Raw genomic sequence first — 14,553 nt, 5'->3', positions numbered from 1 at the left:
GGATTTGTGATGGATAGAGATTGGAACGCAGCGATTAACATTCTGAAACTAGCCTTGGGTACTACGGGTCACGTAGGAACCTGGATCTATGATCCGAACGCTTCAGGAGATTCGACCTCTACTCATGCTGGAGAAATCTTGTGTGAGCAAGTTGGGTCTATGAATGAAGAATCTCCGCACTTTTAGGGCGGAGAGTGTCAACTGATGCAAGTCAATTATCCGATAAAATCTAAATGGTATTATTGACTGAATGCGTGAATTTTGAATTGGAGCGTTCGCGTAGCGTCTCGTAGAGAAGCGACTTGACTCTGGTTGTATTATTCACTTCCAGGCGGTAGGAAGAGATATCAGCGATCGCAAAAAAGCAGAAGCAGAACTCGAACAGGCTAAAGAGGCCGCCGAAACTGCCAACCGAGCTAAAAGCACATTCCTGGCTAATATGAGCCATGAATTACGAACTCCCCTCAATGCGATTCTCGGCTTTTCCCAACTGATGAACCAAGACGCAAATCTCTCAAGCGAACAAAAAGAGTTTAGTATAGGCAAGATTAACTAATAGATAGCGAAAATATTCAATTTCTCCAGTTACCATATCCTTTATGGCTTGCATAGCAGCAATTCCATCTCTAGAACTATTATTGGTTGGCAAGAGCTAACGCGAATATTTGGTTGTATTATTTACAACGAACAGAAACTAGAGGAAGCAATTTTACAACCTATTGAGCCTAACAACATTCGTTAGTCAGGAAGAGATAAGCTAGAGGGGAGATATGATCGCTATCTCCAGCATCTAGAGTAGCTTGATTGTGGCTGTTTCCGAATTGGGCGATCGCTCATCTTTCATCACAGCCATTTTCATGACATCGCCATAAGCAAAGCATAAATTATCTACTTATTTAACAGTTTTAGTTTGAGAAAATAGAAATGTTAAGCAAAAACAAAAAAAATATAAAGAAATCTACCTAAATGCTGTGTAGCAGGAAACATAAAGATATAGATTTAAACCAAATTTTTCATAGCTTTAGGAGGGCCTGATGGTTACAGCGAAGGAACCAAAGCAACAGGTGAAAATCGGCCCAACCAGGCTGCTAATTAACAATGAATGGGTAGAAAGTGTTAGCGGTCGGAGATTTGAGACGATTAACCCAGCTACAGGCGAGGTCATCTGTGATGTGGCCCAAGCAGATGCGGCAGATGTGGATAAAGCTGTACAAGCAGCCCGCGCCGCTTTTTATGGAGAATGGTCAAAGATATCTGCTACCAAACGCGGTGATTTGCTTTATAAGTTAGCAGATTTAATTGAACAGAATATTGATGAGTTGGCGCGGTTAGAAACTCTAGACAACGGCAAACCTTTACAAGATTCTCTAGGTGATTTAGGCTTAGTCATTGCCTGCTACCGTTACTATGCAGGTTGGGCGGATAAGGTACAAGGAAAAACTATCCCGATTAATGGGCCTTATTTCTGTTACACTCGCCATGAACCGGTGGGTGTGGTGGGACAAATTATCCCCTGGAATTTCCCCTTGTTAATGCAGGCTTGGAAGTTAGCACCAGCTTTAGCAACGGGTAATACTGTGGTGATGAAAACAGCCGAACAAACTCCGTTGTCAGCGCTACGGGTGGGAGAGTTGATTGTGGAAGCTGGGTTTCCTGCTGGTGTGGTAAATCTACTATCAGGATACGGCCCAACTGCTGGGGCAGCGATCGCACATCACATGGATATCGATAAGGTGGCGTTCACTGGTTCGACTGAGGTGGGACATCTAATTATGGAAGCCGCCGCTAAAACCAACCTCAAGCGGGTAACTCTGGAATTGGGTGGTAAGAGTCCGAATATCGTGTTTGCTGATGCTGACTTTGATGAAGCGATCGCCGGCGCTCATGATGCTTTATTCTTTAACCAAGGTCAATGTTGCTGTGCAGGTTCGCGGTTATTTGTGGAAGAAAAATGTTATGATGATTTCGTCGCGAGAACTGTAGAACAAGCTAAAAGGCGTGTAGTTGGTGATCCCTTCGATGCAAACACCCAACAAGGGCCGCAGGTAGATCAAGAACAATTCGACCGGGTGATGGGTTACATTGAGTCGGGGATGCGAGATGGCGCACAGATGTTGTGCGGCGGAAATCGAGTTGGGGAACGTGGCTATTTTATCGCCCCGACAGTCTTTGCCGATGTCCGCGATGAGATGAAAATTGCCCAAGAGGAAATTTTCGGCCCGGTGATGAGTATCATCAAGTTCAAAGACATCGAGGAAGTCATACAACGGGCAAACACTACCATGTATGGACTCGCCGCCGCCGTTTGGACAAAGGATATCACCAAAGCTCATGCGATCGCCAATAATGTCCGCGCGGGTACAGTTTGGGTCAACTGTTACGACGTATTCGATGCGGCTGCACCCTTTGGTGGGTTCAAGCAGTCTGGTATTGGTCGAGAACTCGGTGAATATGGGTTGCAACAGTACACAGAAGTTAAGACTGTGACGATTAAGTTGTAAGCAGGGGCTAGGGCTTGTTTTCGCACGTCTTGAGAACCGCCCTGGCTTAAAAAAGGGGGAAAATGAATTAAAGGTTCTGTGACTAATGACCAATGACCAATGACAAAATCTCCACCCACAAAGGGGCGGAGATTTTTGATTAATGTTGAATTTCTAAATTGAGAATATAGCGACCTAGTTGGACTTTCTCAGACCATAATTCATATTCCACACGCAAATTTTCAGGTAATTCGCGTCCGCTTAGACTTAAGGTATTGGTATAATTCCGTAAGCGGATGGGATCGTTTGGTTGTAATGACTCGGCGGGTAGCCAATACCGACTCATACCATAAACGCCCTGTTCCCAAAAGTGACGGTAACTCACTTGATCGTTACCTTGCATGGTCATAATTACTCGATAGGGAGAAATTTCTAACCACAAAACTCTGGGACTAGCAGGAGCATAAGCTTTACTAGTACGTGGTAAAAGTTTTTCTTCTGGATCAGGACTTAGTTCACAAGTGATTAACGGTGGTGCGGTCAGTAATAAATGGAACCTATCAATATCCTTTTGATATAGTGTTCCAGCAGTTTCCACAACTGACCAGAATGGCAGATCAGTTGAGATAAGTGATAAGCACACGGGCTTGCGGTGATGGGTCAGCATGGGAGCAATGAGGGCTAAAAGCTATTGAGTGAGTTGAAATTAATACTAAGTGAGCAACTAGGTCAGGATGAGCAACTAAACAGTAAAACCTGATTAATATTAACTGAAGTTGCTGATTTAGTAAGCTAAAGAAACAAACTTCAAAATAAATTTGATATGGTTTCAAAAATCCAAACTATTCTTACTCTACGCTGTATGAATTTGTAAGTAAAGTAAGTGAAAAGTTATACTTATATTAATCTGGTTCGATGCCTGAATTTATTGGTGTAGATAGGGGATAGGGAACAGGGGACAGGGGACAGTGAGCAAGAAAAGCAATACTTGCATTACTCTAATGTTTTTTAGGGGACAGGGGGCAGTTAACAAGGGATAGGATATCTAGTATCTTATGCAAAAATTAAATATGAATCTTATATATGAATAATTTAACGAAATAGGTTCACAATCACAGGATTTTGGAGAGTTTTTGATGGTGAGCAGTTAATGGTTAACAATTATCATGACCTACGGTGGGAGAGCATCGCCATCTTTTTGTTCGCCAGTTCCTCAGTTAACCCTAGTCACCTGATGTCAGGTTCTCTTGGTTGAGGTAGGATGTATTGTAGCGATCGCACCTCCAGGTCGATAATTAAGTAAATATAAATTTACTCTGTCGGCATCTCCTAGTTGTAATTTTGTTTACGTTTAAGAAATGTCAATAGGACTTACGCATGAAAACGAAAAATCAAGGGTTTTGACAAGGGTATAGGGGTATAGGGGTGTAGGGGGTAAGCCTTCAAAACCTACACCCTTACACCCTTACACCCAGTCTTAACAGATAACATTGGTGCGTAAGTCCTGGTCAAGCCCGTAGTATATTAACGAACAAGCAATTAGCGACGCACAAATGTACGCCCCTACTCTGGTATCTGTTCTACTCGTTTTGCAAATTTACAATTGCTTAAGTAAGCGGTGGAAAATAAACCAAACTATGTTAAGTAATCTAAAGTTATCACAATTGGGTTCGTAGTAAGGACTTTAGTCCTTTTTTTAGGACTAAAGTCCTGACTACAAACCTTGATTTATTTAGTCCGTTTTACTTGGTCATATATATTATTGATAAGTAGGGTGGGCATTGCCCACCATTGTATAATTGAAAAATCGCCAGATTTGAGATTATTTACAGACTAATTGATTTGGCGTGAAAATTGGATTTATCATCCCAATAATCCACCCTCTTGATATTTACCTTCAGCAAAGCAATATTGGGTTCATTTAATCCTTGAGGAAACCAAGTTTCTAATTCAGGCTGCCATCTTTGTTGAATTTCTTGACGGTCTTTTACTAATTCTGCTGTACCTGATATAGATATAAATCGCTGTTGATTGGGGGATGAAAAGTTAACACTCACCTGTTGACGGTGTTCTACTTCAAGTGCTTTGTGAGAAGTAGCAGATGAGAAAAACCAAAGTGTGCCATTAGTATCAATGTCACCATTAAAGTACATTGGACGGCTGTGCAGACTGCCATCTTCATCAATGGTAGTTAGCATGGCGTAATCAATGCCTTGAATTAGTTGTTGCAACTGCTGAATCTGTTGATTGCGGTCTGTGGAAATAGTCATTTATTTGCTATGTGTTAGTTATCAATGCTTCGGCTTTTCAGCCACTTAATTAGTACTAGCATTTTTATTTAGGCAATCCTTCAGACTAAAGGGGGAGTTTGCAGAATAGCTAAGTTATATTTTTAGTAAAGAAACGCCTTAGTTTGTAACTTTAGATTGATGGAGGGGAGGATTTATTTAAGTAAGGTTCTATATGGTTGATAGCTATAGGAGGAAAAATTTTATTTATCAACGCAGAGTAGCGCTGAGTTAGATAGAATAAGTGCTACGTTTTATGAAATTCACTGGTTAGTTGTTGGCAACTTTTAAGAAGATAAAAATATAACTTTGAAAGTCTTAACAATTATTGTGTTTAAAAATAATATTTTTATTATTTATAATTAGTTACGGGTCAGCATATTATAGAAGTTTAAATTGGTTCAGGGCGTTACAGGAGTAAGAGTCGCAGTGGTTCAAGCAATACATACTACTGTCAAAGGGAGAGCTAGATATAAGGTAAAAGAACTTTATCGTTCGCTATCTCTAAAAGAATATTTGGAGCGATCGCTCCTCAATCAACCAGAAATTCTCAATGTTTCTGCTAATATCTCTACAAGTAATATTTTGGTCTTCTTTTCGCCAGAATATAGCTACAAGCAAGTTGCTTATTTAATTGATGAAGTTCTTAACAATTTTCAAAAAAGCCATCAGCAAGTCCGGGGGAGAAAGTCGGAGAAAATTGTGAAGAAAACCCAGCGAATCCCTGGTGTTCAACAGCAAAAGAGCGAAAATTGGCATTTAATGCCAGCGAAGACGGTGCTGGATACCTTCAAGACATCGCCATCAGGGTTATCTAGTGAGTCGGCTGCGACTAATTTGAGTATATACGGGGCAAATGTACTTGCCCAAACAGAGGTGCGTTCCAGTTTAAGTATCTTTGTTGACCAGTTCAAATCCTTACCCGTGGCTTTATTGGGTGTGGCGGCTGGGGTTTCGGTATTTACTGGCGGATTGATTGATGCTTTAGTAATTTTGGGTGTGGTAGGATTGAATGCAGCGATTGGCTTCGCTACAGAAACTCAATCGGAACGCATCATCCATTCCCTGAAACATCAAGAACAAACTACAGCTTGGGTGATGCGGGATGGGAAGCCACAGGAAATACCTACAGAAGATGTAGTTGTGGGAGATATTTTAATTCTCAAACCCGGTAGTTATGTAGCCGCCGATGCCAGATTAATCTACGCAGATAACTTAAGTATAGATGAATCGGCTTTAACTGGTGAGAGTCTGCCTGTAAGTAAGGATACTGCATCTTTGACAGGGGAAGATGTACCATTGGGCGATCGCCTGAACATGATCTACAGGGGAACCTACATCACCGGGGGACAAGGGTTAGCGGCGGTTATCGCCACAGGACAATTCACAGAAATGGGTCATATCCAAACCCTCGTAGGTACAGCCAATGCCACAGAAACACCCCTCGCCAGACAGTTAGACCAGGTAGGTAGCCAACTGGTAGTTATTGGTATGGGTCTTTGTGGGTTAGTGTTTGGGATGGGACTGCTGCGGGGATATGGGTTAGTGCAGATGTTGAAATCATCCATATCCTTGGCGGTGGCGGCTGTTCCCGAAGGTTTGCCGACAATTGCCACGACCACCTTAGCCTTGGGTATCCGCGATATGCGACGGAACAAAGTCCTCGTCCGCAGTTTGAGTGCGGTGGAGGCTTTGGGTTCTGTGCAGACAATTTGCATGGATAAAACGGGTACAATTACCGAAAATAAAATGTCGGTGGTGGAAATTCACACCAACACAAGGGAAATTAAAGTTACCAATGGGGAGTTCATCGCCGGGGAAGAAAATATCAACCCCTATATGTACGATGAACTGTTAAAGCTGATTCATGTCTCAGTTTTGTGTAATGAAAGTGGTGTTGATCAGGTAGAAGGTGAGTATGTAGTTACAGGTTCGGCGACAGAAAACGCCTTGATTTACATGGGCATTGCGGCTGGAGTAGATGCAATTTCCTTGCGAGACAAGTATCCTTTACTACAAACTAACCTGCGTTCCGAAAACCGCAACATTATGAGTACCATCCATGAAACTCATAATGGACATAGACTAGTCGCCGTCAAAGGTAGCCCCGGCGAAGTAGCGCAGATGTGCCGAGGGTGGATGAAAGATGGGGAAGTAATGCCTTTAAGCGACCAAGACCGCCAATTGTTGGAAATTGAAAATGACCGCATGGCGGGTAAGGCGTTGCGGGTGTTGGGTGTAGCCTACAACCATATAGATGAATCCCACAACGGCAACCATGAAGCAGACTTGATTTGGCTGGGTTTGGTGGGGATGGCAGACCCAATTAGAAGGGGGGCGAAAGAATTAATAGCCGACTTCCATCATGCGGGGATTAATACAGTCATGATTACTGGGGATCAAAGTCCTACAGCTTATGCGATCGCCAAAGAATTAGAATTAAATCGATCGCCCCAATTAGAAATCCTCGACTCCACCAACCTCAACAACCTCACCCCCGAAGCCTTAACCGCCCTCAGCGACAAAGTAGATGTATTTTCCCGCATCAGTCCCAGCAACAAACTGCAAATAGTCCAAGCTTTACAAAATGCAGGTCAAGTCGTCGCCATGACAGGCGATGGGATTAACGATGCACCAGCCTTGAAAGCAGCCCAGGTTGGGGTAGCTATGGGTAAAGGGGGAACCGATGTCGCCCGTGAAGTTGCAGATATTGTTCTGGAAGATGACCGCCTAGAAACGATGATTATCGCCGTCAGTCGAGGAAGGACAATTTACAACAACATTCGTAAGTCAGTGCATTTCCTGTTGGCGACCAACTTAAGCGAAATCATCGTCATGACCACCGCCACCGCCGCAGGTATAGGCGAACCCTTAAATGCTATTCAACTACTCTGGTTGAACTTAGTAACCGACATCTTCCCCGGCTTATCCTTAGCAATGGAAGCGCCAGAACCAGATGTCTTAAGCCAACCACCCCGCAACCCCCAAGACCCCATTATCAAGAAATCTGATTTTGGCAGAATTACCTTTGAGTCCAGCACCATATCTGCGGGAACCCTGGCTGCATACGGTTACGGCATCCTCAAATATGGTATCAGCCCCCAAGCCAGCACCCTGGCCTTCATGACTTTAACAACAGCCCAACTCCTGCATACAATTAGCAGTCGTTCCGAAAAACACAGCATATTCAGTCAAGAAAAACTCCCCAAAAATCCCTACCTCACGGCGGCGGTGACAGGTTCCTTCGCCTTACAACTAGTAGCTGTAGCTGTACCACCCCTGAGAAACCTGTTAAGAATTACCCCCATTAGTCTTGTAGATGGTGCGGTCATTGGTAGTAGTGCCTTGTTACCGCTAATTGTCAACGAAGGAACTAAGGATATTAGCGGCGGGATGAAGAAGATTAAGGCGATGAGGAAGACTCAATCAGTGAACAGTGAACAGTGAACAGTGAACAGTTATCAGTTATCAGTTATCAGTTATCAAGCTATGTTCACTGATAACTGATAACTGATAACTGATAACAAAGGTGAATTATGAAAAAAGACTTCATGTTTACATCTGAATCAGTCACAGAGGGGCATCCTGATAAACTCTGTGATCAGATTAGTGATGCGATCGTAGACCGATTTTTACAACAAGACCCCTACGCTAGAGTCATTACCGAATGCGCTGCATCTACTGGTATTGTATTTATAGCCGCCAGATTTGAACCGAATACAAATGTTGATTTTACCAACATAGCCAGACAGGTAATTGATCAGGTTGGTTATCAACAGATGGAATTTAACGGTAAAAACTGTAGCATCTTGACCAGCTTAAAAGAATTACCGCCAGACCCATCTCATTCATTTGATGAACAAAAATTATCTGATGCAGAAATAGAACAAATTACCGTCACCAACCAAGCAACCGTGTTTGGTTTTGCTTGTCATCAAACACCCGCCTTGATGCCGTTACCAATATGGTTGGCACACAAGCTAGCTAAACGCATTACTGAAGTAAAACGGCAGAATATTCTCAGTTATCTGACTCCTGATGGAAAAACCCAAGTGGGAGTTGAATATAGAAATCGCCGTCCCTATAGAATCCATAGTATTACAGTCATCGCCAGCCAAAATAAAGCCGGCAAGCCAGACTTAAAGCAATTACAGGATGATATTCGCGAAACTGTGATTTATCCTGTGTTTGCCGATGAAGAAATTAAGCCAGATGAAAACACGAGAATCTTTATTAACCCCGATGGTGCTTTTATTGTCGGCGGCCCGGCTGTACATTCTGGTTTAACTGGGAGAAAGAATGCGATCGATACCTATGGTGAATATTCCAAGCACAGTGGTTCAGCTTTAAGCGGTAAAGACCCTATCAGAATAGATAGAGTTGGTGCTTATGTTGCCCGTTATGCTGCTAAAAATGTTGTAGCCGCAAATCTAGCTGATGAATGTGAAGTCCAGTTAAGTTATTCTATCGGACTTTCTCGACCTGTGAGTGTTCAAGTAGAAACTTTTGGTACAGGAAAGATATCTGATGAAGACATCACAATTTTATTAGAAAAGCACTTTGATTTTCGGTTAGCAGGCATCCTCAAAGAATTTAATTTAAGACATTTACCCTCTTTAACTAAAGGTGGTTTTTATAGGAAACTGGCTGCTTATGGTCATGTAGGTAGGCAGGATATAGATTTACCTTGGGAGAAAGTAGATAAAGCAGATATGTTTTAAAATTCTTGTGGAACTGGGGAATTTATAGCAATTCTCTATGAATTGAGCCAAATAAATGATATGGAGACGTTGCAGGCAACGTCTTTACTGGTGTGGCAAGGCTAAAATATTGCATAAATATAACTCTTGTGGTGTAGGCATCTTGCCTACACTATTTGGTTGACTAAAACTGCTCATTCTACGACTTCCCGCACTAAAGAGGCTAATTTATCAGCACTGTCAGGAACTGCGATCGCCTGAGCATTTTCCCCCATTTTCCTTAACTCTTCTGGCGACTGTAATAAATTTAACACTTGAGCTTGTAATATTTCGGCTGTCAATTCCGACTGTTTAAAGCTTAACGCCGCGCCAGCTTTGGTAAATACCTCGGCGTTGTAAGATTGATGGTCTTCCGCCGCAAAGGGGTAAGGGATTAAAATTGCTGGTGTTCCACAGACTGCTAATTCTGTCAAGCTACCAGCACCGGAACGACTGATGGCTAAACTAGCTCGTTGCAGTAAGGCGGCCATGTTGTCGTAAAAGGGTAATTCTATATACTGCGGGTGCTTCAGGCTATCCACATCGGGATCGCGATCGCCTGTTAAATGCACTAGGTAAGCGCCAGCCTCAAACCAAGCATTCGCCGCTTCACGCACTAACTTATTCACCGCCACCGCGCCTTGGCTACCACCGAAGACGACAATTAAAGGTACAGCTTCAGGAATCGCTAAATCTAGTTGAGAATTATTACTGGCGTTTAAGAATTGTGAACGGACAGGAGTACCCACACATACATTGGTAGCACGGGGTAAATACTGCGCCGCCACCTCAAATCCCAAGGCGACTACACTACACCAAGGGCCAAAAAAGCGGGTAACTTTTCCTGGTAAGGCGTTGGACTCATGAAAAATTACGGGTAAACCTAGAGAACGGGCTGCAATGACAGCCGGGCCAGCAATATATCCGCCTGTGGTGACGACTCCTTGAAATTTGCCTTGTTGCAAGAGTCGGCGGACTTGGAAAATCGCATTGATAAGTTTACCTAAGATGATTAAAGATGAAATGCCGAACCCTTGCTGAAACCCTTCAACTGCAATAGTATTCAAAGGATATTGTTTCGGGACTAACTGAGTCTCTAGCCGATTGGGGACACCCAGCCATTCAATCTCATAATCTGGTAGTTTCTCTGCCAGTGCGATCGCCGGAAACAAATGTCCACCAGTCCCACTGGCTGCTATGAGTAATCTTATTGGTGCATTTACCATTGAAACTATACCGTTTAGCGCCTAGCTTAATTAAGATAAAACAATTTCCTGACCTTCTCCACTCCTATCAGTAAACTCTTCGCCATGACTAAGATAAATTTTTTACTACTCAAACGCCACAGCAAATTTTCTCACAGTATTTGGCTGATTTTGTGTCTTTTATCCCTGGGTTTTGTCAATGTTTGGCAACCTACCCAAGCAACAGAAGTGGCTCAAAGCACATCTGGCGCTGCGCCTACTGAATTAAGAACCCTGTTGACGCAAATTGATAGCGCCGCCAGCAAAGGCGATGTGAAAGGAGTTTTACAGTTCTATAGTCCAACCTTCACTCATGGAGATGGGTTGAACCGCCAAACTTTAGAAAAAGCCTTGGTTACATTTTGGCAGACTTATCCCAAATTGCAATACACTACACAAGTACAATCTTGGAAATCTGAAGGAAATGCGATCGTTGCCGAAACGGTAACTAATATCACAGGTTCAGGTAAAAATAACCTGACTCTCAACGCCACCATCAGATCGCGTCAGCGTATTGCTGGGGGAAAAATTACCCGCCAAGAGATTTTAGCAGAACGTACTTTAGTTACCTCTGGTAACAAGCCGCCCCAAATAGATTTTAAATTACCACAGCAGGTAAAAGTTGGACAGCAATATAGTTTTGATGCGGTTGTGCAAGAACCATTAGGAGATGATTTACTCTTGGGAACTGCTTTAGAAGAACCAGTTCAACCAGATAAATATCTCAAAGGTACACCTGTAGATTTACAACCCCTCAATTCAGGCGGTCTTTTCAAAGTTGGACGCGCCCCATCAACGCCTGGTAATCGCTGGATTTCTGCTGTCATCTTGCGGGGTGGTGGTATGACAATGGTGACACAGCGTTTACAAGTGGTGAGATAGTAGTTCAATAGTCCATAGTCCATCTGACTTTTCACGGCATCTAGAAGACCTCTCTCCAAACCTCTCTCCTACAAGGAGAGAGGCTTTGATTTCTCCCCCTTCCCTTGTAGGGAAGGGGGCTGGGGGGTTAGGTCTGACGTTGACTTTTCCACATAACGTGAAAAGTTAGATAGTCCATAGAGTTTGACTGTTGACTATGGACTGTTGACTGTTGACTGTTGACTGTTGACTATGGACTAATGACTAATGACTAATGACTAATAACTAATATGATTTCCCTGAAGAATCAAATTGTTTTGATTACTGGCGCGAGTAGTGGTATTGGTAATGCTTGCGCGAGGATTTTTGCTGGTGCGGGTGTAAAACTTATCTTGGCGGCGCGGCGGTGGGAAAGGTTACAGCAGCTAGCTGATGAACTGAGTAGGGAGTTTGGGGTAGAAACTCATTTATTGCAGTTGGATGTGCGCGATCGCCATGCGGTAGAATCTGCTATCACTAGTTTACCGCCTGCTTGGTCGGCAATTGATATCCTGATTAACAATGCTGGTTTGAGTCGTGGTTTAGATAAACTGCATGAAGGCGAATTACCAGACTGGGAAGAAATGATTGATACCAATATCAAGGGTCTGCTTTATTTTACCCGTTATATTGTGCCGGGGATGGTAGAGCGCGATCGCGGTCATGTCATTAACCTTGGTTCTATCGCCGGACATCAAACTTATCCTGGTGGTAATGTTTACTGTGCGACAAAAGCCGCAGTCAAAGCTATTTCCGAAGGTTTGAAACAAGATTTGCTGGGTACTCCAGTACGTGTGACTTCCGTAGATCCGGGGATGGTAGAAACCGAATTTAGCCAAGTCCGGTTTCATGGGGATAGGGAAAGGGCGAACAAGGTTTATCAGGGAGTTCAACCACTGACACCAGAGGATATTGCTGATGTGGTGTTTTTTTGTGCGACGCGATCGCCCCATGTCAATATTAATCAAGTGATCCTCATGCCTGTTGACCAAGCTAGCGCCACATTGGTTAATCGGCGACAATAGTATTAGGGGACAGGTGACAGGTGACACTTACTCAGGACTTACGCAAGTGTCACAATTGGTGGTTGGTGCGTGACGCTACAAGTCTCATGACTACGTTCAAATATTTTAAGAGCGTCACACACCCTACAGAAAAAATCTGCCAGTTGCGTAAGTCCTATATAATACTCCCCACCCCAACTTACTATCTTTGACTACAACTCGGTATCAAAACCTTATCCCCGTAACCCCCAGTCTCAACAGACAACCTCCCTTGCTGCGTCAGTGCTGTCAGCTTGTCAATGAGGCTGAAAACGCTCTAAACTATGGTAGTTATACTGAATTTTCCATGAAGCTATGATTTTTATATCAACACTGATGGAGGAGCGTTATATTAATTTATAGATAATACGAATATATTCAAAGGTGGCATTTCCCATGAGGCTGGTTTGACTGTTTGACCAAAACTGCTAAGATGCTAACATTTAAGACTGGACATTTTTCCTTCCATCCAGTAACTTATTGCAGAGCTACTTATACAGGCGATCGCCTGTAGCTGAGTAACTAATTTATCTATAGCTAAATTTTGGCTATGTATATCACAATACCTTTTTTGCATCTACTAAGCAAAACTTCCTATACTTTTATCAATTACTTTGACTAAAGCTGAGAGCAATCAGGTTTTAGCTTTGTTATTGTGTTTAGCATTTTTCTAGATTTACTCATGTAAGCTGAAATTTTCAGTAATTAAATAACTCAGCTTATCATAGCATTTTTGGTCAATTAATAAAATGAAGATCCAAGTTGATAGAGTATGTTCAAAATAGTTCTTCTATTCATTAATTTAGCCAATTTTCCAGCTAGGCATTAAAGATAAGTTTTTCCCAAGACTGAAACTGATTGCTAACTGGAAATATATGCGGTTAACAATATTAGGACTTACGCATGAAAACGAAAAATCAAGGGTTTGGACAAGGGTATAGGGGTATAGGGGTGTAGGGGTGTAAGCCTTCAAAAGCTACACCCTTACACCCTTACACCCAGTCTTAACAGATAACATTGGTGCGTAAGTCCTGAATATTTATTTAATGTATTGTTAATTTATTGTTAACTAAATTTAAACTACTTACAATGTCATAATATAGATATTGTAAAGAAAAATTAATATTTTTTTGGATAAAAGGTGTTAGTGCATGATAGATTATCAAAGTCTCAATAATCTTGTCAATCAGGGTTTTCATTAGCAAGTAGGACAACTGATCAATGCCAAAACAGAAAGTTCATGCACAACAAGCATATAACATTTTTACAAAAAATGAAACTATAAATGTTAATAAAATGAACCAGATAATAAAACAATTACGGTTAAAACTGATAGAATCAGTACCATTTTTATTGGCTTGTGCTGTATTTCTCAGTGTTATCAGCTTAAAAAGCCCCTTACTGCTTTTTTGTATGCTATTTGGTAGTTTAATTGCCATAGTCATTCATCAAGTTGGACAGCAATTAAATTTACCAAAGCGATGGCTAATTTTGTGCCAAATATTGGCAGCCGCCTTGGTTTTGATTGTATTTTGGCTAGATGTTTTAGCCTTTCCTGCACAGGCGCAATTTTTTGGTAAAGCAGAAAACTTTTTCAAAACTACCTTAACCCAGGGAACTGCGAATAGCGGTGGTAGCCAACAAGCGGTCAGCTTAATTTTTAACGTGTTGCGAGGTATATTTTTACTGTATATTGCCATGTCTCTCGTTGGCGTAATCAATGCAGTTCGTAAGGACGAAGATTGGCAAAGTGTAGCGAGAACTCCCCTATTAGTAGTTGTAGCTGTTACCATTGCAGATGTACTCACAGGATTTGTCATTGGTGACACTAGTAAATAATAATTACAGCCCCCACCACC

Annotated in this window: 9 protein-coding genes and 2 pseudogenes; 8 read left to right on the top strand and 3 right to left on the bottom strand. The window is 42.3% G+C overall.

What is annotated here, in order from left to right; translation table 11 throughout:
• From H6G83_RS34970 to H6G83_RS13955, 3 genes and pseudogenes are all read left to right on the top strand, one after another.
• A pseudogene (locus tag H6G83_RS34970) lies at positions 1-186 on the top strand (RNA-guided endonuclease TnpB family protein); the annotation flags it as partial.
• A gap of 148 nt (positions 187-334) precedes the next feature.
• A pseudogene (locus tag H6G83_RS36395) lies at positions 335-535 on the top strand (histidine kinase dimerization/phospho-acceptor domain-containing protein); the annotation flags it as partial.
• Positions 536-1,034: 499 nt separating this feature from the next.
• Positions 1,035-2,501 (top strand): aldehyde dehydrogenase family protein, encoded by a 1,467-nt coding sequence (locus tag H6G83_RS13955; RefSeq protein WP_190472999.1) that lies wholly within the window; start codon positions 1,035-1,037, stop codon positions 2,499-2,501.
• Between the two features lie 139 nt (positions 2,502-2,640).
• On the opposite strand, the gene H6G83_RS13950 is transcribed toward H6G83_RS13955, so the two are convergent.
• Together H6G83_RS13950 and H6G83_RS13945 are read right to left on the bottom strand one after the other, a co-directional pair.
• On the bottom strand, positions 2,641-3,147 hold the full coding sequence (locus H6G83_RS13950; protein ID WP_190472996.1) for a hypothetical protein: 507 nt from the start codon (positions 3,145-3,147) through the stop codon (positions 2,641-2,643).
• A 1,159-nt stretch (positions 3,148-4,306) separates the two neighbouring features.
• A complete protein-coding gene (locus H6G83_RS13945; RefSeq protein ID WP_190472993.1) occupies positions 4,307-4,750 on the bottom strand; it encodes a pyridoxamine 5'-phosphate oxidase family protein in 444 nt (147 codons plus the stop codon).
• Positions 4,751-5,197: 447 nt separating this feature from the next.
• Between H6G83_RS13945 and H6G83_RS13940 the strand changes: the two genes are divergently transcribed.
• On the top strand, positions 5,198-8,215 hold the full coding sequence (locus tag H6G83_RS13940) for a cation-translocating P-type ATPase (protein ID WP_190472990.1): 3,018 nt from the start codon (positions 5,198-5,200) through the stop codon (positions 8,213-8,215).
• A gap of 89 nt (positions 8,216-8,304) precedes the next feature.
• Positions 8,305-9,489, top strand: a complete 1,185-nt coding sequence (gene metK, locus H6G83_RS13935) for a methionine adenosyltransferase (protein WP_190472988.1) — start codon at positions 8,305-8,307, stop codon at positions 9,487-9,489.
• 173 nt (positions 9,490-9,662) lie between these two features.
• On the opposite strand, the gene murG is transcribed toward metK, so the two are convergent.
• Positions 9,663-10,733: an undecaprenyldiphospho-muramoylpentapeptide beta-N-acetylglucosaminyltransferase gene (gene murG, locus H6G83_RS13930; RefSeq protein WP_190472985.1), complete on the bottom strand. Its 1,071-nt coding sequence runs from the start codon at positions 10,731-10,733 to the stop codon at positions 9,663-9,665.
• 84 nt (positions 10,734-10,817) lie between these two features.
• On the opposite strand from murG, the gene H6G83_RS13925 reads away from it, so the two are divergent.
• From H6G83_RS13925 to H6G83_RS13915, 3 genes are all read left to right on the top strand, one after another.
• Positions 10,818-11,633: a Cif family virulence factor gene (locus tag H6G83_RS13925; protein WP_190472982.1), complete on the top strand. Its 816-nt coding sequence runs from the start codon at positions 10,818-10,820 to the stop codon at positions 11,631-11,633.
• Positions 11,634-11,902: 269 nt separating this feature from the next.
• Positions 11,903-12,676, top strand: coding sequence for an SDR family oxidoreductase (locus tag H6G83_RS13920; RefSeq protein ID WP_190472978.1), 774 nt, complete (start codon positions 11,903-11,905; stop codon positions 12,674-12,676).
• A gap of 1,314 nt (positions 12,677-13,990) precedes the next feature.
• Entirely contained in the window at positions 13,991-14,533 is a 543-nt protein-coding gene (locus tag H6G83_RS13915; RefSeq protein WP_242044587.1) for a hypothetical protein, read from the top strand.
• Positions 14,534-14,553: the final 20 nt, after the last annotated feature.

The sequence above is a fragment of the Anabaena azotica FACHB-119 genome (assembly GCF_014697625.1).
GTDB lineage: Bacteria > Cyanobacteriota > Cyanobacteriia > Cyanobacteriales > Nostocaceae > Trichormus > Trichormus azoticus_A.
The sequence above is the reverse complement of the archived record's forward strand: the minus strand, read 5'-3'. Positions and strand labels throughout refer to the sequence as shown.

Excerpts from the sequence above, each read along its gene's own strand:
- H6G83_RS13955 (WP_190472999.1), top strand. The coding sequence starts at position 1,035 with ATGGTTACAGCGAAGGAACCAAAGCAACAGGTGAAAATCGGCCCAACC.
- murG (WP_190472985.1), bottom strand. The coding sequence starts at position 10,733 with ATGGTAAATGCACCAATAAGATTACTCATAGCAGCCAGTGGGACTGGT.
- H6G83_RS13925 (WP_190472982.1), top strand. The coding sequence starts at position 10,818 with ATGACTAAGATAAATTTTTTACTACTCAAACGCCACAGCAAATTTTCT.
- H6G83_RS13915 (WP_242044587.1), top strand. The coding sequence starts at position 13,991 with ATGAACCAGATAATAAAACAATTACGGTTAAAACTGATAGAATCAGTA.
- metK (WP_190472988.1), top strand. The coding sequence starts at position 8,305 with ATGAAAAAAGACTTCATGTTTACATCTGAATCAGTCACAGAGGGGCAT.
- H6G83_RS13920 (WP_190472978.1), top strand. The coding sequence starts at position 11,903 with ATGATTTCCCTGAAGAATCAAATTGTTTTGATTACTGGCGCGAGTAGT.
- H6G83_RS13950 (WP_190472996.1), bottom strand. The coding sequence starts at position 3,147 with ATGCTGACCCATCACCGCAAGCCCGTGTGCTTATCACTTATCTCAACT.
- H6G83_RS13945 (WP_190472993.1), bottom strand. The coding sequence starts at position 4,750 with ATGACTATTTCCACAGACCGCAATCAACAGATTCAGCAGTTGCAACAA.